Annotated in this window: 22 protein-coding genes and 1 other annotated feature; of the genes, 4 read left to right on the forward strand and 18 right to left on the reverse strand. The window is 42.7% G+C overall.

Annotation, left to right across the window (positions count from 1 at the left end; all coding sequences use genetic code 11):
* Positions 1-93: 93 nt before the first annotated feature.
* The 11 genes from CEF21_RS16330 to CEF21_RS16380 all read right to left on the reverse strand — a co-directional run bounded on the left by CEF21_RS16330 (position 94) and on the right by CEF21_RS16380 (position 11,714).
* Positions 94-897 carry a hypothetical protein gene (locus tag CEF21_RS16330; protein WP_123918189.1) on the reverse strand — a complete coding sequence of 268 codons (804 nt, stop codon included), beginning with the start codon at positions 895-897 and terminating at the stop codon, positions 94-96.
* Complete coding sequence (locus CEF21_RS16335) at positions 881-1,504, reverse strand: hypothetical protein (RefSeq protein WP_123918191.1); 624 nt, start codon at positions 1,502-1,504, stop codon at positions 881-883. Before CEF21_RS16335 ends, CEF21_RS16330 begins: the two co-directional genes overlap by 17 nt.
* A 1-nt stretch (position 1,505) precedes the next feature.
* Positions 1,506-2,513, reverse strand: a complete 1,008-nt coding sequence (gene pilM / locus CEF21_RS16340) for a type IV pilus biogenesis protein PilM (RefSeq protein ID WP_123918193.1) — start codon at positions 2,511-2,513, stop codon at positions 1,506-1,508.
* A 44-nt stretch (positions 2,514-2,557) separates the two neighbouring features.
* A complete protein-coding gene (locus CEF21_RS16345; RefSeq protein WP_123918195.1) occupies positions 2,558-3,325 on the reverse strand; it encodes a prepilin peptidase in 768 nt (255 codons plus the stop codon).
* An 87-nt stretch (positions 3,326-3,412) separates the two neighbouring features.
* Positions 3,413-3,856 (reverse strand): prepilin-type N-terminal cleavage/methylation domain-containing protein, encoded by a 444-nt coding sequence (locus CEF21_RS16350; RefSeq protein ID WP_123918197.1) that lies wholly within the window; start codon positions 3,854-3,856, stop codon positions 3,413-3,415.
* A 104-nt stretch (positions 3,857-3,960) separates the two neighbouring features.
* Positions 3,961-5,166, reverse strand: coding sequence for a type II secretion system F family protein (locus CEF21_RS16355; RefSeq protein ID WP_123918199.1), 1,206 nt, complete (start codon positions 5,164-5,166; stop codon positions 3,961-3,963).
* Positions 5,166-6,206 (reverse strand): type IV pilus twitching motility protein PilT, encoded by a 1,041-nt coding sequence (locus CEF21_RS16360; protein WP_123918201.1) that lies wholly within the window; start codon positions 6,204-6,206, stop codon positions 5,166-5,168. Before CEF21_RS16360 ends, CEF21_RS16355 begins: the two co-directional genes overlap by 1 nt.
* Before the next feature lie 15 nt (positions 6,207-6,221).
* A complete protein-coding gene (locus CEF21_RS16365; RefSeq protein ID WP_123918203.1) occupies positions 6,222-7,889 on the reverse strand; it encodes a GspE/PulE family protein in 1,668 nt (555 codons plus the stop codon).
* Positions 7,890-7,904: 15 nt separating this feature from the next.
* The gene (locus tag CEF21_RS16370) at positions 7,905-9,299 is read right to left on the reverse strand and encodes a VanW family protein (protein WP_241156882.1); all 1,395 of its coding nucleotides are present in this window, start codon (positions 9,297-9,299) and stop codon (positions 7,905-7,907) included.
* Between the two features lie 14 nt (positions 9,300-9,313).
* A complete protein-coding gene (locus tag CEF21_RS16375) occupies positions 9,314-10,138 on the reverse strand; it encodes a PRC-barrel domain-containing protein (RefSeq protein WP_123920327.1) in 825 nt (274 codons plus the stop codon).
* Between the two features lie 37 nt (positions 10,139-10,175).
* Positions 10,176-11,714 (reverse strand): O-antigen ligase family protein, encoded by a 1,539-nt coding sequence (locus CEF21_RS16380; protein WP_123918207.1) that lies wholly within the window; start codon positions 11,712-11,714, stop codon positions 10,176-10,178.
* A gap of 137 nt (positions 11,715-11,851) precedes the next feature.
* Between CEF21_RS16380 and CEF21_RS16385 the strand changes: the two genes are divergently transcribed.
* From CEF21_RS16385 to CEF21_RS16395, 3 genes are read left to right on the forward strand one after another with little or no spacing between them, the layout of a single operon-like run.
* Entirely contained in the window at positions 11,852-12,376 is a 525-nt protein-coding gene (locus tag CEF21_RS16385; protein WP_123918209.1) for a type IV pilus modification PilV family protein, read from the forward strand.
* Positions 12,360-12,977 (forward strand): PilW family protein, encoded by a 618-nt coding sequence (locus tag CEF21_RS16390; protein WP_123918211.1) that lies wholly within the window; start codon positions 12,360-12,362, stop codon positions 12,975-12,977. Before CEF21_RS16385 ends, CEF21_RS16390 begins: the two co-directional genes overlap by 17 nt.
* A gap of 17 nt (positions 12,978-12,994) precedes the next feature.
* Entirely contained in the window at positions 12,995-14,740 is a 1,746-nt protein-coding gene (locus CEF21_RS16395; RefSeq protein ID WP_123918213.1) for a hypothetical protein, read from the forward strand.
* Positions 14,741-14,784: 44 nt separating this feature from the next.
* Here CEF21_RS16395 and CEF21_RS16400 read toward each other — a convergent pair whose 3' ends face one another.
* The 4 genes from CEF21_RS16400 to CEF21_RS16415 form a co-directional block, all read right to left on the reverse strand.
* Positions 14,785-16,350 carry a vWA domain-containing protein gene (locus CEF21_RS16400; protein WP_123918215.1) on the reverse strand — a complete coding sequence of 522 codons (1,566 nt, stop codon included), beginning with the start codon at positions 16,348-16,350 and terminating at the stop codon, positions 14,785-14,787.
* 156 nt (positions 16,351-16,506) lie between these two features.
* Positions 16,507-18,216, reverse strand: a complete 1,710-nt coding sequence (locus tag CEF21_RS16405; RefSeq protein ID WP_123918217.1) for a sensor domain-containing diguanylate cyclase — start codon at positions 18,214-18,216, stop codon at positions 16,507-16,509.
* Positions 18,217-18,301: 85 nt separating this feature from the next.
* The gene (locus CEF21_RS16410; RefSeq protein WP_123918219.1) at positions 18,302-19,612 is read right to left on the reverse strand and encodes a bifunctional folylpolyglutamate synthase/dihydrofolate synthase; all 1,311 of its coding nucleotides are present in this window, start codon (positions 19,610-19,612) and stop codon (positions 18,302-18,304) included.
* A gap of 63 nt (positions 19,613-19,675) precedes the next feature.
* A complete protein-coding gene (locus CEF21_RS16415; protein ID WP_123918221.1) occupies positions 19,676-22,321 on the reverse strand; it encodes a valine--tRNA ligase in 2,646 nt (881 codons plus the stop codon).
* 45 nt (positions 22,322-22,366) lie between these two features.
* Positions 22,367-22,599: a binding site (T-box leader), on the reverse strand.
* Between the two features lie 158 nt (positions 22,600-22,757).
* Here CEF21_RS16415 and CEF21_RS16420 point away from each other — a divergent pair.
* A complete protein-coding gene (locus CEF21_RS16420; RefSeq protein WP_123918223.1) occupies positions 22,758-22,949 on the forward strand; it encodes a hypothetical protein in 192 nt (63 codons plus the stop codon).
* Between the two features lie 20 nt (positions 22,950-22,969).
* Here CEF21_RS16420 and ysxE read toward each other — a convergent pair whose 3' ends face one another.
* The 3 genes from ysxE to hemL all read right to left on the reverse strand — a co-directional run bounded on the left by ysxE (position 22,970) and on the right by hemL (position 26,648).
* A complete protein-coding gene (gene ysxE, locus CEF21_RS16425) occupies positions 22,970-23,986 on the reverse strand; it encodes a spore coat protein YsxE (protein ID WP_123918225.1) in 1,017 nt (338 codons plus the stop codon).
* Between the two features lie 228 nt (positions 23,987-24,214).
* Positions 24,215-25,201 carry a stage VI sporulation protein D gene (gene spoVID, locus CEF21_RS16430; protein WP_123918227.1) on the reverse strand — a complete coding sequence of 329 codons (987 nt, stop codon included), beginning with the start codon at positions 25,199-25,201 and terminating at the stop codon, positions 24,215-24,217.
* A gap of 160 nt (positions 25,202-25,361) precedes the next feature.
* Positions 25,362-26,648 (reverse strand): glutamate-1-semialdehyde 2,1-aminomutase, encoded by a 1,287-nt coding sequence (gene hemL / locus CEF21_RS16435; protein WP_123920329.1) that lies wholly within the window; start codon positions 26,646-26,648, stop codon positions 25,362-25,364.
* Position 26,649: the final 1 nt, after the last annotated feature.

Genomic DNA, 26,649 nt, shown 5'->3' on the forward strand with positions numbered 1-26,649 from the left:
CCGCCCCTGTATGACAACTTTCCTTCATGCTAGCACAGGAAAATTAAAAAAGAACAAGACATTTGTCGTCTTGTTCCAAAAGGTTTTCGCCAACTATTCGGTTGTTTCGCCAATGTTTTCGTCCGAAGGCGTTTCAAATGGATCGATGACTTTCCCGGGATCAGAATGAGGGAATGGCGGCAGCTGATCTTTCAGTTCCTCCAAATCCGGCATATAGTAGGCAGAGACGATGACGTCGTATTTAAGCGGGACATCGGCAGTTTCTTCCTTAACAGCCGATTCAGTGTTCGTAATTGTTACTGATTCAATTTGAGTGATTCTCTTTAAAGACTCCAATGTTTCTAAAAATCTTTTTACTCCGCTATAGTCTTCTGATTCCAAATTGACAGTAATGGATACTTTTTTCATTCCTGCTGGAAGGGCTGGCAGATCGGCTGCCGGCTCGCCGGCCGAAGCTTCCCGGGAACTGCCGTCAGCTGCAGGCGCACCGGACGTCTCTTCCTCCGCAGTTGAACTGGCAGCTGCAGTTTCTTCTTCTTTCTTCTGATCTGCTGTTTGATCCGTAAAATCCTGATCAGAAAACAAGGCCGATTTAACGGTACTCCCTGATAGTGTTTCAGCTTTTTCTAAATCCAGCAGCAACTGTTCTTCAAAGCGATTATTCGGTACCTCCATCTGCAGTTCAGCAAGAGAATACTGATTAAGAATAGCATTCGCTCCTCCACTCGTGCTCGTTGGAGATAAAAGCTCTTCAGAAGTTGCAATGTTTTTTTGATAAGAATCCTGCTGCTTGGTGATCGGGCCTAGGATTAGAGATTGAAAAGCAACATAGGCGCCCCCGAGAATCGCAAGGGATAAGACAGCAGCAATGAGATGCTTCCTATTGAACTGAATCATCCTTCTTCTCCCCCTTACTCTGTATTTCTTTCCACTTCGCACGATTGAGCTCCAATTCGAAAGTAGCCAGGTATGGCTTTTGCGTCTTCAATGAAGCTGATGCTTCCTCATCTGCATTTGCCAGGCTGACCTGTTCCTGTGTACTCATTTCCGTCAGCTTCACTGTTTGAAAATAAGGGATCTCTTTTAAACGGTTTAAATAGAATGCTGCTTCTCTCGATTCCTCTAAATGAATAGAAAGGGTTAATTTATTTGCTTCTGTATAACCAAGTGATTGAAAGTAGCCGCTATTCGGCAGCTTCAATTTCAGGTCCTCCATAATGGGAACAAATTCAACCGGATAATCTTCTGTCCAAGTGACAGCATTCGCCAGCGTGGTAAAGGCACTTCCGTTTTCAGCACCGTCAGTCTCAGCTGTAACAGCCAACTGCTCCTGAAGATTCAGGTCCTCCTGTTTCAAACGCTGAACCTCAGCTTCTTCCGAGTTGAATTGATTTTGCATAAACAATAATAACAAAATAGCTGTAAGTGCCAGCAGCCCCATTACCATAAGTGAAGCATAGTTTTTACGCTTTCTTTCAGGCAGTAAATTAATTTCGGCAAGCATGCTATTCCACCTCTTTTAGCGCAAGACCTAGCAAAACGTCAAATTTCCCGGGCAATGCCTCATTTGATAGTGTATAAATCGACTCTTTTAAAATACTCGCAACAGGCATTCCTGCTGCAGCCGTAATTTTTTCTGAAAGCTCCTTCATTAAAGGATGGTCACCCGCCAAGAAGACTCTATCAATTTTGCGTTTGCCCTCATTGAGAGTATATTGATAAAAATTCATAACCCGTTCAATCTCACGCAGACTGTCTTCAAAAACGGATAAGACTTCCTCATTGGTCTGAGTTTTATGGGTAAGTTTAAAATACTCACCAGATGCGGATAAATATTGACAATCCCAATCCTTAATCTGAACAGCAATCGGAAGACTTCTCATCATGAGCAATTCATCCTGCTTGAAAATCGAGAACGTCACTGATTTCATATTGGTTTGAATGAGGAGGCTGCTTACTAAACCAGGTTTATTTCCCTGCAATTTGTTATGAAGTCGAAATAAACAGAGCGGGGAGATATCGGCCACAGCAGCCAATAAACGATGCTGATCTAAAAACCTGACGTAATCCTGAACCGCTGCTTCTGGAGCTGCAAATAAATAAACATCCCTGCTTTTACCGGAACGGTCAATAATCTGCACGTCAAATATAGGATCTTCAAAAGGGAGATGAATGCTATTTCCAAGCTCTGTGTATAAATATCCCTTCATCTCATCTTCTAGAATATCATCTGGAACTTCTATTTTTTTCACAACAACAAATGAGTCCGGTACAATAAATCTAATTTTTTTCCGTTTAAGCGACCATTCCTGCTTGCATTCTTCAAGAATCAGGGAAAGCTTATCATAATCCTGAATCCGGCCGTTGCTAATGATCCCTTCTGGAAGAAAGTGCTCTCCAAATCCGCTGATTTCCAAAGGATCTAAAGACTTGAGCTCAAGGTATTGAATAGAATAGTCGGTAAAAAGCAAATTGGCTACAGATGCTCTGGGACGGAATAGAGAGAGTTTCATGCAAAAGCTCCTTTGTCAAAATTACCCGGTTAATCCGGGAGAATTTAAAAGAATATGAATACCGATACATACCAGTCTATCAATCTTTCACCCCAGAAATAAGAAACAAGGGCCCCTAGAACAATAAATGGTCCGAAAGGAAAAGGCTTTCCCCTCTTTACTTTTCCAGCCGCCATTCCGAACAAACCGGCAACAGTCCCAAAAAGCGTGGAAAGAAAGAATGCGAGAAGAACGAGCTTCCATCCAAGTGCTGCTCCAAGCACACCAAGCAGCTTCATATCCCCCGCTCCCATACCTCCCCGGCTTGCAAGGATAATGACGAACGGGATAAAAACGCCTAACAGGAGACCCGCAATCGGATCCCACCAAGGATGGAGAGGAATAAAAATTCGCTCAATTAATAAAAGCGGGAGAAAAACAAGCAGCACTTTATCCGGTATGATCATATAGCGGATGTCAGATATCATAATAATTGAGCATAGAGAGATAAGAGTTAGAGCGACCGTCAATTCCTTTGACCATCCCACCAAAAGCGGTGATATCGTGAAAAGAATAGCCGTAAGAAGTTCCATAAGTGGATAAATAGGTGAAATCGGTTTTCTGCAGTTTGCACAAGCACCCTTTTGAAATAAATAGGAGAAAATCGGCACTAATTCCTTCGCAGACAGCTGATGACTGCAGCCTGGACAAGCCGAACGGGGACGGACAATGGATTGTCCTTCAGGAACACGAATACCGACAACATTAAAGAAAGAACCAAGAACCGCTCCAAGGATAAAGAGATATGTATGGATGATGAATGGGAGAATCATGATGGTTCACCTTCTTGTTGGGATTTAGGGTTTAGGTGGGGTGGTAGTTTGAATGGATAAGTCCTCCCGGGGGAGGACTTATCATTTTTATGGGCTCGTAATGTCTTCTCTAGTGAGTGTTTTTACTTCTTTTGCATTAATGTACGTAGGCGGGTTGGCTGTAGCATCGCTAATCAGTGTAACTCTAAACTCAAGGGCCTTTGTATTTGTATTTTTAGTAACCGCAACAACGGAACTTGTTAGATTGTATCCTTTACCACTTGGATTTTTAATATCTTCAATTTGTCCATCATCTAATAGAGACTGCAATGAAATAGTAGTAGGAACTTCCAGCTTGTTTGCGGCAATGTGCATTCTTGCAGAGTTAGCCATCTGCTGTGCGTTTGCAATATGTGCATCCTTCTTTGAATTACTAATAATTCCGCCGATTGCCGGAATAGCGATTGCAGCGATAATTCCAAGGATAACGACAACAGCCAACAATTCAATCAGTGTCAAACCGCGCTGATTCTTAAACATTTTTTTAAACATGGTACAGGTATCCCCCTAATTTTAATTAGTAAATTTAACCCAATTCACTAGATTTATTATACAATACCATTAGGCATTACGATAGATATTTTTGACAAATATTTTTACTTGACATGATTAAAAATATCAAACATCGGGACTATTATCGCTATGACTATTGTACCTACAATTCCAGCCAGAAGTACGATCATTAGGGGTTCAATAATTGATTTTAGTCGGTCTGTACTGGTTTCCACTTCCTCTTCATAAAAGTCGGCTACTTTCCCGAGCATTGAATCAAGTGAACCGGTTTCTTCGCCGATTGCGATCATTTGTGTGATCAGCGGGGGGAAAGCCCAGTGCTTACGCATCGGATCCGTTATGGAGTAGCCATTTTCCAGTGATATTTTTGATTCGGCAATGACTTTTGCAATGACTTCATTTTCCACAACTTTTTCAACGATGCCCATAGCTTGCAGAATCGGGACCGAGCTTGAAAAAAGAGAGCTCAAGGTTCTTGTCATTCGGGCCAGGACAGCTTTTTGAATCATTTTCCCGAAAACCGGCAGCTTTAAGGCCACTAAATCCAGATAGTAGCGAGTTGCTGGGGTTTTCCTCATAACTAAAAAGGCTGCTGTTAAAAGGGCGAATAGAATGAGCAATACCCACCAGTAAACCTGCATAAAATTACTGGCATTGAGCACAACCTGCGTAATAACAGGAAGCTCTGCCCCAAACCCTTCAAACATCGTAACAAACGTAGGCACAACAGATAACAGCAGGAAAATTACTACTCCAACCGCAACCACAGCAACGGCCATTGGATAGGCAAGTGCGGACTGGATTTTCTGCTTTGTCCTGTTTTGTTTTTCATAGTGTTCAGCAAGCCTTTCAAGCGTCTCATCCATGTTTCCACTCGCTTCACCAGCTCGAATCATATTAACAAACATACCCGAGAATATTTTGCTGTGCTTGGACGATGCGGCAGATAGAGGATTTCCTGACCTCATATCTTCCTCCATCTGCTCAAGGGCTCTTCGAAGCGGCTTGCTTTCGGTTTGCTTTGCGAGAATGTTTGTTGAGTCAACAACTGATATTCCCGCTTTCAGAAGCGTAGAGAATTGACGCAGAAAAATGACGAAATCCTGAAGCTTAACTGGGTTGCCGATGCTGATGTCCTTAGTCAAAAAGGTTTCCGGTACTTCGTTTAGCTTCGTAACCCTGATATTTGACTCACCAAGCTTCAAAACAGCTTCTCTTTTAGACGGAGCGGTCAGTTTCCCGCTCACTTTGCCCTTCTTGTCGCGGCCTTCATATTGATATCTTCCCATTACTCCACCGCTCCCTGCATATATGGCAATGCGGTTTCCATTTCAATAATCCCGCTTTTCACAAATTCTTCAAGCTTGCTTTGAAACGAATGCATTCCCTGTGCACGGCTTGTCTGGATTACACTTGGAATTTGATGTGTTTTTTCATTGCGAATCAGATTGGCAACAGCTGAATTATTCAATAATATTTCAGTTACCGCTCTTCTCCCTTTACGGTTGGCGGTCGGAAATAGTCTTTGAGACACTACACCGATCAGTACAGATGCAATCTGAAGCCGGATTTGCGGCTGCTGATTGGCTGGAAACACATCAATCATTCGGTCAATGGTCGTAGATGCCGACGATGTATGGAGCGTAGCCAGCACCAGATGCCCGGTTTCCGCAGCAGTAATCGCTGTATGAATGGTTTCCAAATCGCGAAGCTCCCCGACCAGAATCACATCCGGGTCCTGCCGCAATGCAGCTTTTAGCCCTGCTGCAAATGTAGTCGTGTCAAACCCGACTTCTCTTTGCTCAACCACGCATTTTTGATGCTTATGCAAATACTCAATCGGATCTTCAAGTGTAATGATATGTTTGCGGATTGTTTTATTCATATAATCAATCATGGCAGCAAGTGTAGTAGACTTGCCACTGCCTGTCGGACCGGTTACAAGCAAGAGTCCATGGGGCTTATCCACCATATCTTTTAGAATCGGAGGCAATTCCATTGAATCTATCGATGGAATAGTTCTTGGTACAATTCGAATTGAGAGAGAGATGCAAGACCTCTGTCTAAAGGCATTGATCCGAAATCTTGAAATACCGGGAATACCGTAAGAGAAGTCCAGCTCCCCTTTTTCTTCAAAAAGAACCCATTTTGTTTTCGAAATGATCGCTTTGGCCATACCTTCCGTATCAGCCGGCATTAGAGGTTTATCCCCCATTTTAACCAAGTCTCCATTTATTCGAAGGACAGGTGGCACGCCAACAGATAAATGAATATCAGACGCCTGGCGTTCGTAGGCAGTTGTTAAAATGGAATCAATTTGATTTTTCATTTAGGCCTTCACCTTTTATTCCGGCATCGCAACCCGGAGAATTTCTTCTGTTGTCGTAAGCCCTTGCTTCACTTTTAAAAGGCCGTCGTCAATCAAAAAGATGGTTTTGTTTTTCACTGCTAAATCACGAAGGACAGAGAACGGTTCGTTGTTTAAAATGAGCCGTCTCATCTCATCATCAATCATTAAAAGCTCATGGATGGCAATTCTTCCTTTATAGCCAGTCATGTTGCACATCCCGCAGCCTTTGCCTCTAGCTGTTTTTTCAATGCGGAGTCCTCTGCGGGCAAAAATTTCTGCTTCCCGCTTTGTCACAGTCTGCTCCTCTGCACAATCCCGGCAAACCTTCCTGACAAGCCGCTGAGACACGACGCCTGTCAGGGAGGACGCCACCAGAAACGGTTCTACTCCCATATCAATCAGACGGGTAACCGTACCAAGCGAATCATTAGTATGAAGCGTGCTCAGCACAAGATGCCCGGTCAGCGAGGCTCTTACAGCAATTTCTGCTGTTTCGCGATCACGGATCTCCCCGACCATAATGATATTCGGATCCTGACGTAGCATCGATCGAAGTCCTTTTGCAAACGTCATTCCCACATTGGCATTGACCTGGATCTGGTTGATCCCTTCCAGCTGATATTCAACAGGGTCTTCAATAGTAATAATATTTACCGCCTCACTATTAAGCCTGTTAAGGGCCGCATAGAGAGTGGATGATTTACCTGATCCCGTTGGCCCCGTTATTAAGACAATGCCGGTCGGCTGTTCGATTAGACTATTAAATCGCTGAAGGTTCAGACTGTTAAAGCCGAGTTTGTCCAAATCATTCAGTGTGCTGCCTAAATCCAAAATCCTCATAACAATTTTCTCGCCATAAACAGTGGGAAGTGTAGAAACACGCAGATCCAATGGATTCAAGTTTATAACGGTTTTTATCCTTCCATCCTGAGGAACCCGATGCTCGGTTATATCAAGATTCGACATGATTTTTATTCTGGCTGTCAGGACGCTTTGCATGTGTTTTGGCAGCGTCCGTTCATTTTTCAGAACCCCGTCTACACGGTAGCGGATCAATATTTTTGTTTCATGCGGATCAATATGAATATCACTTGCTTTTTGCTGAACAGCACTTTGCAGGATCTGATTGACCATGCGGACGATTGGGGAATCATCTCCGGTAATCGTATCTTCCTCTACTTTTTCTTCAACAGATATTTGATCCAAAAAGTCTGACATACTATCATCAGATTCATAATATTTTGCAATAGCTTTATTAAGATCGTCTTTGGAAGCAATCGCCGTTTGAATCTGGAATCCAGTCGCTAAGCGCAAATCGTCCACTGTATAGAAATCCATTGGGTCAGCCATGGCAACGAAAAGCTTGTCTCCCTCTTTCTTAAGAGGAATAACCAGGTTTCGTTTTGCCATTTCTTTAGGGACAATATTCATAATTTTTTGATCAAACGGATATCTATAAAGACTGATATGAGGAATTCCAAGCTGAAACTCCAGCACTTCAATCAGCTGCTGTTCCGTCATGAATCCTCTCTCTACTAATGCGTCCCCAATCTTCTGCCCTTTTTGCTTTTCTGAAAGAGTCTGATTCAGCTGTTCTTCCGTGATGAGGCCGGCTTCTACAAGAAGATCGCCTAGCCGTTTACGGGTTGTGGTCAAATTCATTCGCCCCCGCTTGTTTTATTTTTCAATGGGCTCTTTTTCTGAAGCAGTATTTTCACCAAGTGCTTCCGGCAGCTTTTCAGGCTGCGTATTTTCAGCTGGAACAGCTTTCTCTTCCTCAGACTGATTTGTTTCATCAGCAGGCTGCTCACTTGCACTTGCAGGGGGCTGCTGTTCTTCTGTAGCCGGCAGGCTGTCAGGGTTCAAAGGCCCTGCTGGCACAGCGACCCCTTCAGGTAAACCCGTCACAGGATTTAATAAATTATTAATAACCTCATCTACTACTTCAATCGGCTGATAATAGCGCTTTTCAAGAATTTCATGAATTGGAGGATAAAAATCTTCTGCGATTTCTTCAATCCCCTGCGGATAACCTTGATGGTCCGTTATCCGTCTTGTCACTTTCACTAAAATTCCATCGGCACCATCGCGGATTTTTTTCTCTTCACCTACAGAAAGAGAAGTATTGTAACGAATAATTTGTTTAAAAGGGAAATACTCAGGTTCCGGAATAACCGGTTCATATTTGTATAAAAGAGGTTTCCCGGATATCTTAACCGTCAGGTTCTCTCCAGAAATTTCAAAAACGAGAGTGTAATCTGTCTGATTTGGGTTAAAAATTTTTAAATCCATTTCTTTAGGGATAATCTTTGCCTCAAATCCCGGATCGGTGTAAGGCGGGGCAACTACTCCTGTGTGCCTTTCTACAACAACAAAATTTGTTCCAAGCACCGTTTTAAAAACAGCTGAAGCGATCATTCCGAGCGAATCTTGGTTAGTTGCTTCGGGGAATTGCTCCACTAGGGACCATTGGGATAATGCTTTCACTTTTATTGAAGGATTGGATTTGACAAACTTGAGTATTTCCGGATCGTCAACAGGGACAGGCAAACTTGCCTCGTGAATAATCTGCTCTTCACCTGCAACATATTTTTCTAAATTATAGTGCAGTCCAGCTTCAAGCTTTGCAACTGAATCTGTTAACTGCTTTTTAATTTGGTCCATATCAATTTGAGCGGCGTCATTTGAAGCTAAATCAGCTAAAATACGATCAACGAGCATGCTGTCCAAAGAAACTTCAAGCTGGGAAGGCTGGCCATCTGCTGCATTGCGAACACTTTCATCTACTTTAAATTGAATGGCTGCTTCCGGAAGAATTTCTTCCCGCTTGAGGAAAGTCAGCTTTATTGGATTAGCACTGCGCCAATCCTTTATGGAGTCCTCTACTTTTTGTGCTGCTTCTCTTTGAGGCAGACCCGATATATCTATGGAGGCAATTTGCGTGTTAGGTTTAAACCGGTCACCATTACTCAGGTAATCCCACACAGCTTCACCTGCATAGGAAAACCCAGTCAAATAGGCGGTACAAATAAGGAGGGCGAGGAATACCTTTAAAAGCTTTGAGTTTCTCACCAATACATTACTCCTCACATTTCAACGTTCATTGATAATTCAACAATAATTCCGGGACCTTCTTCTTGAGCATGGCGAATCGCTTCCGCTGTAAGTAGGCTGTCTTTTTTCACCAGAATATGCCCCGATTTCGTATAAATATCTTTTAAAACTCTCTTGCCTTCAAGAAGCTGAAGCTGTTTTTCTTTAATATCATTCATCGGCTGGGACGCATATCCCATAGACTTAGGCTCATGCGTAAATACAGGTTCTGACACAATCTCAGGCTCTGCAGGAGCTGGAGCAGGCATTTCTGATACAGGAATGGTTATTGCAACAATTTCTTCTGGCTCGACAGCGTTTTGCCCTGCCAATTCCTCTGGTGCCGAATGGAAATGAACATCCTCTTTTACGACAAGAATATCCTTCCCGAAGGTCATTACATCACTTGATGCAATGGTCACCTGTTTTTCCTTATGGCCGATTTGGAGTCCAAGAATTAATCCGTTATCCTCATCAACAAAGAATTCCTTTGCTTCTCCTAATAACTGGCCTTTCCGAGTCATAACACGAGTATCATTTATTTTAATCCGCTTATTCACAAGCTGGTTAGCAATGGGAATTTCGTTTAAATCAATAATAGAATTTTCTGATTCAATTGTTACCGCATATTCTCCGATTCCCACAATCTTCTTAAATGGAATCGCTTTAACACTTACCTGCCACTCTGCATGTTCAACCGTAAGGAAATCAACCGTTCCCTTTTCCGGATTGATTACCAAAGATTTCACTTCTCCAGCCTCTGTTCCTTCAGTAATACAAACGATTGGCAATCCGACTATTTCAATACTTTTTTTCATCATTCACCACATCCAATAGATTAATAGATTAATAGATTCATTGTTGCTGCTTATTCGTCCAGGATAGCTGTTCTTTTAAGTATGGATAGGATTCCAGATATTCCATTGCTTCCATGTAAACATTTTGAAATTCTATTTCCTGTCCCTTTTCCTCTAAATAAGTTAAATATAATTGCACAAAAACAAAATATTCCCGGATTCCTATAGTAGAAGTCAGCACCTTATCCATTATCGCATTAAATTCATAGCCAGGAGTAGTTTCTTTTAACTCTAGAAGCTGATTATATAAAACTTCCAGAAATTCATCCGGCATCGATTTCTGAATAGATACTGCTTCTTCAAGAGGTTGTTCCACTAATTCTCGCTCTTCATAAGCATCTCCCGAATCGCCAGTGTCAGTGTTTTCTTCGATATCTTGAACATACAGTTCAGGAATTTGCAGTTCAGCTGCTTTTTCTTCAACAGCCTCCTCTTGTTCAAATTCCTCTTCAGCAGGTTTACTATCAGAATCAAATGCCATGACAGATTCTTCTTCAGCCGCTTTTCCAACAGAAAGTTCTTCTTCGTCAGAAATGGGCTTATTTGTAATTAGTTCAAATACATCCAAGTCCAAATCATAAATTGGAAGATCGTCCTTAACAGCATCCTCTTCTAACTTAGAGGCAAAAACGTTTATTTCTTCGTAGGTTATTTCTGCTTCTTTCTTCTCTGCTTCTTCCTCTTCATTGGTGAAGTCTATTTCCAGATCACCTGCAAGTTCCATTAAAACGCCAGCATCACTTGCTGGAGCAATTTCCTTTATTAAAACAGCATCTTCTTCTGATATAGAATTTAAAGAGGTTCCCTCCTCGGTAACGAGGTTATCGTATAAGTTCTCCTCTTTTTCCTGATCAAAATTATTTTCCAAAATCTCCTCTAAGAAGCTTCGGCCATTTAATGAATTTAAGTCTTCTTCATCAGCTGGAACACCGGATTCCTCTTCATCAGGATGACTCTCGAACCACTCTTCCAATAACTCTGGATCAGAGTGAGATGGAACAGAAGTTTCAGTTTTGTCAGTAAATTCTCCCTCGCTTGAAGAAGATTCTTCAATATACCAGTCGGTTTCAAGAATTTCTTCACTTTCATCTTCCACGAGGCTACGCTCCTGATCATCAGGTTTTTCTTCAAACCAATCAAGTTCAATCATTTCATTCTCGTTTGTTTTTACATCATGATTCTGATTATGAAATTGCTCATACTCAGGATACTGATTGCTTTCTTCTCTTTCGAAAGGAGATTCTTCATACAGATCTTCATCTGTATGATCATAACCCTCAGCAGCAAGAAATTTTGCCCCTTTTTGATGAATAAAATAGGCTGCCATTCCAAGCAATAATGCTGTTACGAGAACAGACTGCCATATAGGCATAACCTGAGATCCCGCTATGTACAGCAAAGCCAATAAAAATGAAACTGCTGTAATCAGCCACTTTCCTTCCGATCTTAATGGGAAAGGGATTAAAAGAAATACAGGAACCCAAATCAGCAAACCTGCAAGTAAGTACAAAATAAAATTCCAACTAATAAAATCCAATTTATCACCCCAGCCGAAAGATTCATGCATAAAGAACTATCAATCAATTAAACGTGTAAAAAAATCCCTGAATTGGACAATATTCGACTTTCATTTATTGTATAATAAACTTATTGAATTTGAAAGAAGGGAATCCAATGTTTGAGAGAATTATTTCTTCCGATCAAAAAGGATTTACATTAATAGAAGTGCTTATTTCCGTTACTATTTTCAGTGTCCTGACCATCGGAATGCTGCAATTTTTCAATCAGGCATTAAATTTTTCCAATAAAAATGAAGATAAAACACTTGGCATTTATGTAGCCCGAAACATGATTAATTATATGGAACAGCAAAGCTTTAGTAATATAAATAGTTTTTATGTGAAAGAGACCGGGGCAACGGTCATTGAATCCCCTTCTTGTGAAAAGGATACGCTGGCAGATGGAGAAAAGGTACTGAATCAAACAGAGAAGATCACGCTTAATGGAAAAGAAACAACAAGATGTGCATTAAATTTTTCTCCGAAATTAAATAACCGGCAGTTTTCGGTAAAGGTTGAAGTTAAAAGACATTCTGATGAAAAACTGCGGAATTCATTGATCCCCGTCAAAGTGATTGTTTCATGGGATAATACTAAAACACAGCTAGAGGGGTACATTGCCAATGAAAAAAACCGCTGATAAATGGAACAATGACCGTGGGATGACACTGATAGAGGTTTTGGCCGTGTTATTGGTATCAGGAATTGTGATAACGGTTTTTTATAATGTCTTTATTATGGGTATTAAAACCTATGAAAAAACCAGTGTAGAGGTTCAATTGCGGGATGAGGCTGATTATGTGCTGTCCGACCTATTAGATGTAGTGAATCAGTCGAAAATCGACAAAGCTGAAATATGTTCTTCAGAGCAAAATGGTACCCCATGCCTGCGTTTTGTTCAAAACAAATCAATCGAGAACAAGGACGGAATTTTTATTGAGCAGGATTCTTCAGAAATCACAACAACAACTTTTATTTTTGGTAAAGAGGTCAAGAAAATAGTTGATCAAAATGGAAATAAAGAAACTGCCATTCTTACACAATCTCCCTACGAATTACTTGTACCTGTCAGGCCAGAAGAATCAGCAAATATCTTCTGTATTGAAAAGTCAACAGACGGATCTGATTCCTGCAAATCCGGACTAATAGAAATGTCGATTCAAATTCAGAATGTTAACTTTACCGAAGAAAAAAATATGACGGTTAAACCAATGACACTTAAAAGCCAATTTGGATTCTAAGCTTGGAGGAAACGAGTATGTTAAAAAATCAAAAAGGTCAGGCGTTACTAACCGTAATGGTCGTTTCCCTTGTATTCACTGTACTCGGGCTGACTATAGTAGCAGGGTCCCTCGGAGGAACGAAACGAACGGAAATAAGGGTGGGGGACATTGAGCTTACAGCGAAAGCATCAAGAGCTTTAAATGAGGTCATTGCCCAGTTTCGAAATAAAGTAACGGATCAATCGCAATTCAAGCTAACCAGTGTAACGGATATTGCAGCTATTAACACAAGACTTGGTACATTAAAATCAGATTTATTGCAGAGCACTTCAATATCCGGCCAGGATAATCCATTAAAAATAGCAGATTTAGCTACACTATATAAAATAAATTCTACTAAGTATTTAACAAGAGCCTATGAATTTTCCTATACAGCAAAAGATGGGAACCGGAAAAAAACCGTCACAAAAAAAGTGTTTCTTTCTCCCACTCCATCTTTTTTAAATTACGCAGCCGGCACCGGGCCTAATGGAGAAATGTACTTGAATGGTGCGTCGGAATTTAATGGAAATATCTATACAAATAAATTACAAACAAAAAATATAGCCCAATTTTATGACGCTTCATCCGTTAACGGATTACCTTCTTCCAAGGACACCAGATATCCTAAGGTTAATGGCAAAGCAATTATTCGAACAAGCATTAACGGAAAAACAAATCTATCTGACTATACCCTATTAAAAACGTATTTTGAGGAGAATTCCAACACTGTTTTTCAAAAGGATACAGAGGATTACATTCCCGTAAATTTTGAAAATACCCTCGCCCAGATCCTGAACAGGGTCGGTTCAGTCAATGATTTTACAGAGAGCGCCTTTCAATCCGAAGAAGCTATTTCAGCTGCTATTTCAAAATTAGTAAAACCTTGTGAAACAAATTTACTTGCATGGCTATTTCCTTCAGCGCTACCTGTACCATCTAAAGGATCATGCTCCAATTCTTTAAAACTAATAGATGATCAGCTAACCAACCTAAGTGAAATAAATATTATTAATAAAAGTCAGGGACAGAACATTATTTATACAGATATAAAGAAAAAGGGACTTAAAAACTACGACATTTTAAAAAACCTTGTGCCCTTAACGATTCAAACAAGCTTTGAGCTTGCCGATGAAAAATGGATGATTGTAAACGGAGACTTAGAAATATTAGCAAGCACTGACACTCCATTAAAACTATCAGGCAATCTTTTCGTAACCGGCAATCTTACGATAAAAGGAAATCAGACAAATGCTTCCGGAAAGCCCGAAACAATTGAGGACGATGAGGTACTCGCAGACTCCACTATATACGTACTTGGCAAAACCTCTATCTCTAATACAAACATAAAAGGGATACAGGGTAAACAGCTAGTCGTTATGTCACATGGAGACTTATCTGTCTCCAGAATTAACGAATTTAAGGATCGTGACCAAATTGAACCCATTGATGCTTTCCTTTATACGGATGGCGCCGCTGAGCTTTACGGAGTGGGTTCTATTTTCAACATTAATGGAGGGATATTCGCTCGGGATAGCCTGACAATCAATGCAATCAGGCAGAATTCTATCACCCGTGCTCAGGCGCTTAAAGATTATATACAAGATCCCGTTATACAAAAAAACCAGGCTTCGAGATTTTCCGTAACTCACGATCCGAGTGTTCTTATTGACCAAATGGATGCTCTTCCAAGAGTTGATAAGTACCAGGTTATCATGGATGATACTTTAATTAGCAGGTAACAAGTAAGGCCTTCCCGGATGGGAAGGCCTTTTATTTTAGAAATTTACCATTTAAGTCCATTTGAATTATTCGGATCCTCTACAACAATGGTTCCGGCAGCATTCAATTGAGTTTGACCATCTTTAACTACTGCTTCGATTGAATCAAAACCTTGTGTAATGCCAGTTGCCTTGAACAAACCATTTTCAATAGACAGCTTAAATGCATTTGTCGGTCCTTTTTTCATGCTTTCAATATATTGGTTCGTTGCATCAAGTGGATCAAATTTAAGGTAAGAATTTAAAACAACTGTTTCGCCTACATTAATTTTAATCGGGGCAAAGACTACACCTTTAACAGGGATTTCGGTTACGGTTATTGTTACTTTTTGGTTAAGTGTAAAATCTCCTCCATTAAAGACAATCTCAAAGTCTATCGGATAGGTCCCGCTTTTATTAAATGATAGCGGCAGCGTGTAATTAAGCTGACTTGGATTAGGCTTCGGGTTATACTCAATTGTTGGCAGAGTCATTTTGTACTGGCCATTTGATAGCTTTGTTGCTTGTGAGTTTTGCTTCAGCGATGCCCCCTCCGGTAAATTGAACAATACGTATCCGTTTGATAAGACTGGTTTTGTAGAAGAGATATTTTTTGAAATCGTCTGGAAAATATCTACGATATCACTATTTACTGCATTATTTGCCTGACCTTTGGTGGCTAAAGATATATCCTCCAATAAGTCCATATCAATTTGGGCTCCGTTTTTTGCATCTCCAAATCCTATAGAATTAATGACTACTCCATTATTCCCAAGTAACTGAGACTGTTCCTTAATATGACTAAGGATATCTGCTTGAACCGAACTGTAATCTCTGTATTGATAGTATTCCTTATTATTATGAATAACACTTACTAATCCGTATGATTTGGAGTTTGAATCAAAATAGAGCCTTTTCATTCCCGTGATATACTGATCGTCCCGAAACCATAGGATGTTCCTGGAGAATACATCATTTACGGTCATAACTTTTTCTGAATTGGTAGGCTTACCATCCGTCATAAATATTATATATTGTTTTCGGTTTGGGGAATCCTTTCCCTGTTCCAAAATCAATCTCGCCTTCTCAAGGGAGTTGGTGTAGTTCGTTCCACCTGCCGCTTGCATAGCTGTAACTTTAGTCGTTATTCCAGCTGTGTTAGAGTTCAAAACAAATTGGGAGTTACCATCACTGACTCCGGAATCAAATGCGACAAGAGCGAAACGGTCTTTGATTGTTCTGCTGCTGTTATTCTCGTTAAAAGTAGCAAGTGCTGCTGCCATAGCATCTTTTGCATGGAGCATTTTCGACTTGCCGTTAACAAGTTCATTCATCGAACCGGACTTATCGAAAACAAAGACTACATCAATAGGCGGTCTCTCCGTCTTCGGAGCTTCTCCTTTAGGAGTTACTGTTATTAGAATAGAAGAAGATGCATCTGCACCAAAACCAATTTGTGTCTTATCCGGACTAGCACTCACCGAAGACTCAATTGATATGCCAGCTTCAGCAGAGGCAAATTGACTAGGTAATATGAATTGCAGAGTAACCAGCGACATTAGTAGTATAGCGGCAAATATCCGTTTGATCATTGGAATGCCCCTCCTATAGACTCATAAAATATGTAATTCTTTGTCTTAACAATCATATTATACCAAATTTCCAAAGTAAAATAATCTATTTTTCCTATAGCCGGCACATTATTTTTTCGACAAAAAAACCAGTCTCTCGAGACCGGCTGTTTTTGCTTATTTTGTATATCCTGCCACTCTGTTTCTGCCTGCCTGTTTTGCGCCCGTATACATCGCCCTGTCTGCGTGGCGGACAAGGGAGAGAGGATCTTCCGCATCATACGGTGCTTCCGCGATGCCCAGGCTAGCTGTAATGAACAATTGCTGTCTGGATTTCCCTTCCAAGTCCTGCTCAACGAGAAATGGCTTGCCTGCTATTTCATTCCGGAGCCCTTCGGCCAGAGCCAAGGCTGCATTCCGGTCGATTTCAGGCAGAAGAATAACAAACTCTTCTCCGCCGTATCTCGCTGTCACTCCTTTGTTCCCGACAAATTTCTCCAGTCTCCGAGCCAGCTCAATCAGCACTTCATTTCCTGATTGGTGCCCGTATGTATCATTGATTCTCTTAAAATGGTCAAGATCCAAAAGAATAAGAGAAAGCCGGGAAAGAGACCCTTCTTTTATCCGCTGAAATTCTCTCTCCAGTTCCTCTTCCATAAATCTAAAATTATATAAACCGGTGAGGGAGCAGCGTATCGATTGTTTAACCGTTTCTTCATGATAGCGGGCATTTTCAATCGCTACGGCAAGATGGGCGATGAGCAGGTTTACAATCATCAGCTGATGGTTTTCGAATTTCCTTCTTTTATTGGAAGCGAGCAGGACCACACCCACTACTTTCTGATGCCTGAATATAGGGAATGCCATCATGCTTTGGGCTGCCGGCGGAATATATTTGCTTAAGTGCTGCCACTGTGTGCGCTTATGAAAGAGAAAGGTTTTTTTTCTTGCAAAAACATAGCCGCTGATCCCTTCGGTTATCGGCACCGTCTGTTCAGGAGATTCCTGCGGTTTGCCATTCTCCATTTTCCGTATGATTTTAAGAGAAGCATCATCTACGACGTCCACAATATACGCATAATCCACCTGAATCATGGCTGCTGTTTTTTCTAAAAATACATCGAGAACATCGTCTACCTTTAATTTTTCCGTCAGCTGATACCCGACTTCGCTTGCCTTCTGAAGGTAAACATTAATATGCTTCGCCGCATAGTAATGATTTAGCATAATTGAAGTCAGCACTGTCGGCAGTCCGACATAGAAAAGAGCCATGTTTCCCATCTGCCCGTAAAGCACATAGAGAATGAGCCCGAACGGTGAGACGATGCTCGCAGCAAAAGCCTCCCAAAGCAGATCCTTTGAAAACAGCGGGGATTTTCTCTTATATATATATCTCCAGACGATATTATTCAGGATAATCTGATTAACAAACAGGGAGACCAAAATATAAATTATAATTTGAGCGATAAAAAGAAATGAAAGGTTTTGTGCCCCGTGGCCTCCCCCGAGCAGTTCATAAACTGCGCCGCTTACGAGAGAAATGATCATAAACATTAAGAAATTGACCGGATAACGGTATAAATCTTTCCAGCCGATTCGAAGCTTGATCATTAGTACGATCATAGACAGCTGGACAAGGATCATTTCAGCAAATAATCCAAAGTACAAAAATACTGCCAGGGAAACGCCCTCTACAAAAAATACCGGTGTTCCGTTCACGACAATGGGCATGAGCGCAACCGCGCACATAAGGAGGAGGAACAGGCCCAGGTCCTGTATGGATTTCTCTGACAGGTCAGGAGGCCAAAGCTGATACGTCATGTACAAAATAATTGGCGAAACAATAGCCCAAGATATCCACAATAGTGTTTGCTGACGCTTATCCAAATTGGCCTCTCCTTCCCAAGTCTCGATTATCTCTATATTTTAGCAAATTTTCAGACGTTTGTGTGAACTTTTTAGGTCTATCCGCCTAAAAATTTCTTTTTGTTTCCAATAACACCTGTCGAATTTGAGAAATAAAGTATAAAGAACCGCATACAACAAGCATGTCCCCGTTTCCAAGCTCTTCCGGGAACTGGCGGATAAACGTTTTCCAGTCGGGTGCTATTTGCTTATTTTCAGCACGGGAGACGTTATACAACACGGAAGCACTTGCAGCACGCGGAAAATCAAATTCTGTAAGATAGATGGAATCAGCTGCTTTTTCCAGTTCATGCAGCATGCCGCTGTAATCTTTGTCCTCAAGGGCTGTGAATAGCATGTGGACTTTTTTCCCTGCTCCATGGATCCGGATGGTTTGAGACAAGCTTTGTGCCCCTTCCAGATTATGGGCTCCGTCCAATACAATGAGCGGGCTGCGGCTGATGATTTCATATCTCCCGCTCCAGCTCGCCTTGTGAAGACCTGTTCTAATCGCTGCATCTGTTATTTGAACCGTTCCCCGCTTTTTAAGCAGGTTCAGGGAAATGACAGCGAGAGAAGCATTCACCGTCTGATGGGCTCCGTACATGCTGATTTGCAAATCTCGCCAGTGGTCGGCGCCTGCCGTAAGGGAGAACGTTTCCCCTTCTGAATGCGGCTTGAGGTAATCAATTTTAAAATCCTCCCGGTAAACATACAGTTCGGCATTCATGGCGGATGCTTTGCTCCGGATCTGCGAGAGCCCTTTTCCGGCTTCGACAGCTGTGACAGCCGGAGTCTCCCATTTAATAATTCCGGCTTTTTCTGCCGCGATTTCTTCTAAGGTATCCCCAAGAATGTTCATATGGTCATACCCTGTATTTGTAATAATCGAAAGGATCGGTTCAGCGATATTGGTGGAATCCAATCTGCCCCCAAGCCCTGTCTCAAGCAAGACAAAATCAGGTTGGTTCTGTACCCCGAAATAATAAAACGCCATGGCTGTAATGATTTCAAATTCAGTGGGAGCTTCCCCTGTTTCTGCTTCAACTGCTTCAGCCACCGGCTTCAGCACGTTTGCAAGCGCGATAAGATCTGTGCTGCTGATTGGATTCCCGTTCATGCTGATCCGCTCGTTGAAGGTTTCCAGATAAGGAGAGGTAAAGGTCCCTACTTTATAGCCCGCTTCATTTAGCATCGATCTTAAATAAGAAACGGTTGATCCCTTTCCGTTTGTTCCGGCTATGTGGATCGTCTTAATGTTCGTGTGCGGGTTTCCCAGCTTTTCCATCATTCCGTTCATCCGGCCAAGTCCGGGTTTTATCCCGAATCTCAATCGGGAGTGAATCCAGTCGAGTGTTTCTTCATATGTTCCAAGCATTTTTTTCCACCTCACTAAGATAAAAAAGCAGGTGACCATCTTCGAGATGATCACCTAAAAACATCAGCCTTTTAATTCAGCAATTCTCGCTGTTACAGAATCGCGTTTCTCCACGTATTCTGTCTCTTTCGCGCGCTCTTCTTCAATCACCTTTTCAGGCGCTTTTTTCACGAATCCTTCATTTCCAAGTTTCTTTTGAACGCGTTCTACTTCCTTGTTCCATTTTTCCAGTTCTTTTTCCAGGCGCTTGATTTCTTCTTCCATGTTAATGAGGCCTTCAAGCGGAAGAATGAGTTCTGCCCCCGTCACTACTGCTGTCATCGCCTTATCCTCGGAAGGCAAATCTGTGCCAATTTCAAGCGAACTCGGGTTGCAGAACCGTTCCAGGTAGGAGCGGTTGTTTTCAAGCTGATGTGTAACTTCTTCTTGTTTCGTTTTGATTTTCAGCTGAATTTTTTTACTCATCGGGGTATTCACTTCCGCCCGGATGTTCCGGACTGAACGGATAATTTCCATTAATAGCTTCATATCGCTTGCTGCCTGCTCATTGCCAAGCTCAGGCTTAACTTCAGGCCATGAAGCAACGGTGATGGATTCCCCTTCGTGAGGAAGACTCTGCCAGATCTCTTCTGTAATAAACGGCATAATTGGATGAAGCAGCCTTAATGTATTGTCCAGCACGTATGCAAGGATGGAGCGTGTCGTGTGTTTCGCCGCCTCATCTTCTCCGTACAGCGGGATTTTTGCCATTTCGATATACCAGTCACAGAAGTCATCCCAAATGAAGTTATAAAGGACACGGCCCACTTCTCCAAATTCATAGCGGTCGGCAAGCTTTGTCACTTGTTCAATCGTTTCGTTCAAGCGGGTTAAAATCCACTGATCTGCGACTGATTTTTTTCCGGACAAATCGATTTGTTCAAACGTTAGTCCGTCCATATTCATTAAGGCAAAACGTGAAGCATTCCAAATTTTATTCGCAAAGTTCCACGTAGACTCTACTTTTTCAAAGCTAAAGCGCAGATCCTGACCCGGAGAGCTGCCTGTCGCAAGGAAATAGCGCAGAGAGTCGGCGCCATACTGATCGATGACTTCCATTGGGTCAACCCCATTGCCAAGTGATTTACTCATTTTGCGTCCCTGATCATCTCTAACCAGTCCATGGATCAGTACATCATCGAATGGACGCTTTCCGGTAAATTCAAGACCCTGGAAAATCATACGCGAAACCCAGAAGAAGATAATATCATAGCCTGTCACCAATACGTCTGTCGGATAAAAACGCTGATAGTCAATGGACTCTGTATCCGGCCACCCCATTGTGGAGAACGGCCAGAGGGCGGAACTAAACCATGTATCCAGGACGTCCTCATCCTGCTTCCAGTTTTCGGGATCGATTGGCGGCTCATGTCCTACGTGAACTTCACCTGTTTCATTATGATACCAGGCCGGGATTCGGTGGCCCCACCATAGCTGTCTTGAAATACACCAGTCACGGATATTTTCCATCCAGTGCAGGTATGTTTTTTCAAACCGCTCTGGAACGAAATTGACTTTTTCGTCAGAGGATTGAAGATCAACTGCTGCGTCAGCCAGAGGCTGCATTTTTACAAACCATTGAGTAGAAAGATAAGGCTCTACTACGGCGCCGCTCCGTTCACTGTGTCCAACAGAGTGCGGATGGTCTTCGATATTGAAAAGGACACCATCCTCCTGCAGATCCTTCACAATCTGCTTGCGGCATGCAAAGCGATCCATTCCTTCATATTTGCCGGCTTTGTCATTCATCGTTCCATCTTCGTTCATGACGAGAATACGAGGCAGATGGTGGCGGTTACCGATTTCAAAATCGTTCGGATCATGAGCTGGCGTAATCTTAACCGCACCCGATCCAAACTCCATATCTACATAGTCATCCGCTACGATCGGAATTTCTCTGCCGGTAATCGGGAGAGTCACCATTTTACCGATCAGGTGCCTGTAGCGTTCGTCTTCAGGGTGAACCGCTACCGCTGTATCCCCAAGCATCGTTTCAGGACGGGTTGTCGCAATTTCGATATGCCCTGACCCGTCTGTGAGCGGATAGCGCATGTGATAGAACGCACCCTGTACATCTTTATAAATAACCTCAATATCAGACAAGGCGGTTTTCGTTGCCGGATCCCAGTTAATGATGTACTCGCCGCGGTAGATCAGTCCTTTGTTGTAAAGCGTGACAAATACTTCCCTGACAGCTTTTGAAAGTCCCTCATCCAGTGTGAAGCGCTCACGGGAGTAGTCCAGTCCAAGACCAAGCTTTGACCACTGCTCGCGGATGTGGGAGGCATACTCCTCTTTCCACTTCCAAGTTTCTTCAACAAATGCTTCACGCCCGAGATCATAGCGCGATTTCCCCTCTTCACGCAGCTTGGCTTCTACTTTTGCCTGTGTCGCAATACCCGCATGGTCCATTCCCGGAAGCCAAAGCACATCAAATCCCTGCATCCGCTTCATGCGGGTCAGGATATCCTGCAGCGTTGTATCCCAGGCATGACCCAAGTGAAGCTTTCCTGTTACGTTTGGCGGGGGAATGACAATGGTATAGGGCTGTTTTTCCTGATCATTCTCTGCTTCGAAATATTTTCCGTCCAGCCAGAATTGGTATCGGTTCTGTTCAACGGCTTTTGGATCATATTTGGTCGGCAGGTTGGGCTGCTGATTATCGGTCATTTCCGTTTCCTCCTAAAAATAGACAAAATAAATACTCCTCCCATCCAAAAGGACGAAAGGAGCTGATTTCGCGGTACCACCTTTTTTCATGGGAAAATAAAGCACATCCCATGCTCTTAAATGTGTTAACGGCCTGCGCCGGTTTTCCCTACTTAAACGTTCAGGAAAACTGCTAAAGGGCGACCTTCCAGTTCCGCCATCCTGAGAAATCTTTCAGCAGATGATTTCCCTCTCTTTAGGTGCGGTGCGCCTGTACTCTTCCCTATCCTTGCATTTCAACATATTTTTTTATCGTTCTAGTCATAATAGTATTATAAAAATGTTTTTTTCGTCAACATCTTCCCCGTTTTTTCTTAAATTTATACAGGATGAAAGGAACGCACAGCCGGGGCTTATGTACATAAACTGATTATAACTCAAAGAGAGGTGAATACCAATGCGAAAACGATTTAATTCCTACACTGTGCCTCCCTGGGTTAAAGAACTCAAGGTAACAGCTGTTCAGTTCATCATTCCCATCACTGTTTTTCAGGGAATCCGGACTCTCCTCTTCCCTACCGGCTTTGACGTCCTTCTTCTCGCCGCCCTCATCTTCCTCGCTTTAGCCTTTCACATGGGATGGCTGTAGGCGCAAAAAAGAGGGATTTCTCATCCCTCCGTTTGTGCCTCAGCTTTTTTCTTATTTTCTATATCGACCAGCCGCATTACAAAGTATTCATTGTTTTTAAAGTACCAGTATGCTTTAATCAATTCCTTATTTTCCTGCAGCTGGGACGGGCGGTTTCTTTGGTTTTCCCGGGAAAGGACAGCCCGGTAGAGCGCTTCAGGATAAGCTAAATAGCTGATAAAAAGAGGCATTTCCTCCTTAGTAAACGGGAAATCCTTCTGATAGGTATAAAACCAGTCCACACACTCCTCGCACCGGATTGGATACGTGTTGAACGTTTTATAATAAAACTGCAAAAGGTCATTCATCGGCGGTGCACGGTGGGCCTTTTCAAAATTAATTAAATAGCTTTTTTCACTGGAGTCATAAACGACGTGCTGAACAGAAAGACTGCCGTGTATAAAGGACGTTCGGGCTGTCTCTTTTTCTTTCATTGCCTCGTTCCATTCCTCCAGTTTTTCAATCGCAAAATCGGTTGCCCTTGCCGTTTCTGTAAAATAGGTAACGGCCTGCAGCTCAAAAGGTGAGAGATACCATTGCTTTTCACACTTTTCCACATAGGTTTCATAGGCATTTTTTTGATCTTCCCAGCTTTTTTTGATTGCCTCAAAGCTCGCTTCCGCTTCGCCGCCTTTTAATTTCACTTCATTGACCGTTTGCCTGTGAAGTTTCGCTGCTTCTTTAAATAAATAATCGTGCCTTGCACTCCGTTCATCAGACTGTGAATCCGGCAGCCACGGCATTAAATAATACATACCCTGGCTTCCTGCTGTAACGAGCTGATTATTCATATTCCGGTAAATGGGAACAAGACTTGTATAGCCGGATTCATAAACAGAACGAACCCGGTCTGCAAACTGTCCGGACCTCGAAGATCTCAGCGACTTGAGCGCAAACGTTCCCTGCGGGGAGTAAACTTTAACAAGCCTTGGACTGTGCTGCTCTGCAAACTCTAATTTCACCTGATACTGGTCAAGAATTGCCTGAAAATCCTCCATGTTATTTCACCACTTGTTTGTTTTATGATAAGCTCTGTTACACTTGGCTGTTGATTGCAGCTAGCAGTCGCTCGCTTATCCTTGGGCGGTGAGCCTCTCCCTGCCTTCGCCACTGCGTCCCGCTGCTCTAAGCAGGAGTCCCACGCCTTCCGCTTCAATCAGCAGCATGCTTCAACATAGCCTGATGATAAAAAAAAAGCTGAGCGCCCTCAGCTTTCTTATAGACCTTTACTTGCTGCCGGCGTATTGGGGAATATAAAGAGTTTGCCCCTCATATACCTCTTTATCTGCTGCCAGATGGTTCACTCTGATTAATTGCTGGGCGGATAGCGCATAGCGGTCACAAATTGAATCAATCGTTTCCCCCTGCTGCACGATACAAATCTTAAGCCTTGTCAGCTCTTCCTCTTCTTCGCGTCCAAATAATTTTGTAAGCAGCAGAGAATTTTCGCTCTGTCCGGCTGCTGTATCCTGTTTGTCTCTCGCATCCTGTTTTGCCGGGGATGGTTCTTCTTTTACTGCTTGATACAGCGGTTCAATTTCCTGATAATCAGAGGACTGCTTTCGCACTTCAACTTCGATTTCCGGATACACTTCATCCGTCTCCTCTTCAATCAGAGCCTGAGTCTCTCCTCTAAAAGCATAAAGCTCCTGAAATGCTTCCTCTTTTTCTTCTTCTGTCCGCACTTCCTCGGTATAATCGGCTTCCCCCTGATAGACAGCTTCAGATGTCTCTTCCTGTATATCCTCTATTTCCTGGATTTCCTGTTCCTCTTCCTGCTCTCTGCTATTTTCACCTATCCCTGTGATGGACAGGTCCGCATAAAGCTTTAAGCATGTCGATTCCGGCAGATCATAATCAAACGAATCAATGGAAACATATACTTCTTCCAGTTTATCGATTCTGTTTTTAGGGATCGTGATATCCACGGGAAAACGGTGGATAAGTTCGTGGGTCCCATCTTCCCGCACATTTACTTCATTCACATATCGGGCAGCGGAAAATTCGAATTCTTTTTCTTCATTCTCAGGATTGAGAACAGGATTGTATTCTCCCGTCAAGCAAAGAGCTCCTCTTATGGAAACATATTGATCATGCTCTTCAATTGCTATATTCGGATCCAGGGAAATCGATAGTAATTCAAATACTTCCTGTCCTTTTTGAAACCATACAGACTCTTCTACAGAAAAGCGCAACGCCGCATCCTGTGACAAGCTGTTTTCCTCCCTTCCTGAAACTAACACATAGAATCATGACACTTTCAGCTTATGAAGAAGCCCCCCAAAAAAGAACTGTTGGTATGAGGCTGAATACGAAAAGGGAGGACCGATTAACGCAAAAATGCCCGGGATATGACCCCGGGCACTTTTGCAATTATTTAAGTCTGCTGAACGCTTTTTCTGCAGCATTAATGGTTGCCTGAATATCTTCATCCGTATGAGCAGTTGAAAGAAATAACCCCTCGAATTGAGAAGGCGGAAGGAATATCCCTTCGTTGGCCATTTCTCTGTAGTAACCGGCAAAAAACTCAAGATTGGATTGTTTCGCTTTGTCATAATTAATGACGTTCTCATCAGTAAAGAATAGACCAATCATGGATCCAGCCCGATTGACAGTATGAGGAATCCCATGCTTTACGGCAGCAGCTGTAAGACCTTCTTCAAGCAAATCCGCTTTTCGTGCAAATTCTTTATAGCTTTCAGGCGTCAGCTGCTTCAATGTCTCAAGACCGGCTGTCATAGCAAGCGGGTTACCTGATAAGGTTCCTGCCTGATAGATTGGACCGCTCGGCGCAATCTGCTCCATAATTTCAGCTTTTCCGCCATATGCCCCTACAGGGAGGCCTCCGCCGATGACTTTTCCAAGGCAGGTCAAATCAGGTGTTACGCCGAAATAGCCTTGAGCACAATGGTAGTCTACCCTGAAGCCCGTCATCACTTCATCGAAAATGAGCAGCGCGCCATACTCTTCCGTCACTTCCCTTAATCCTTCAAGGAAGCCAGGCTGCGGAGGCACTACCCCCATGTTCCCGGCAACTGGTTCTACGATGACGCCTGCAATATCCTCTCCGAATTCTTTAAAAGCAAGACGAATGCTTTCCAAATCGTTATAAGGAACGGTAATGGTGTTTTTCGCTACCCCTTCAGGTACGCCGGGACTGTCCGGCAAGCCAAGAGTCGCGACGCCGGAACCTGCTTTTATGAGGAGCGAATCACCGTGACCATGATAGCAGCCCTCAAATTTAATGATTTTGTTGCGTCCGGTATACCCGCGGGCTAGACGGAGAGCACTCATGGTTGCTTCAGTTCCGGAGCTCACCATCCGGACAATTTCAATTGAGGGCACTCTATCTTTTACAAGTTTAGCGAGCTCATTTTCAACGAGGGTAGGAGCACCAAAGCTTGTTCCCGATTCTACCACCTTTTTCAGAGACTCGACGACCTGTTCATTAGCATGTCCATGGATTAGAGGACCCCAGGATAGCACATAATCAATATATTCGTTGCCGTCGATATCAAAAATTCTGGATCCTTTGCCGCGCTCCATGAATATAGGATCAAGGTTGACGGATTTAAACGCTCGAACAGGGCTGTTGACGCCGCCGGGCATCAATTCCTGTGCTTCTTTAAAAGCCTGCTTTGACTTTTCATAGCTTCTCATC

It is taken from the genome of Bacillus sp. FJAT-42376 (genome assembly GCF_003816055.1).
Lineage (GTDB): Bacteria > Bacillota > Bacilli > Bacillales > Bacillaceae > Metabacillus_B.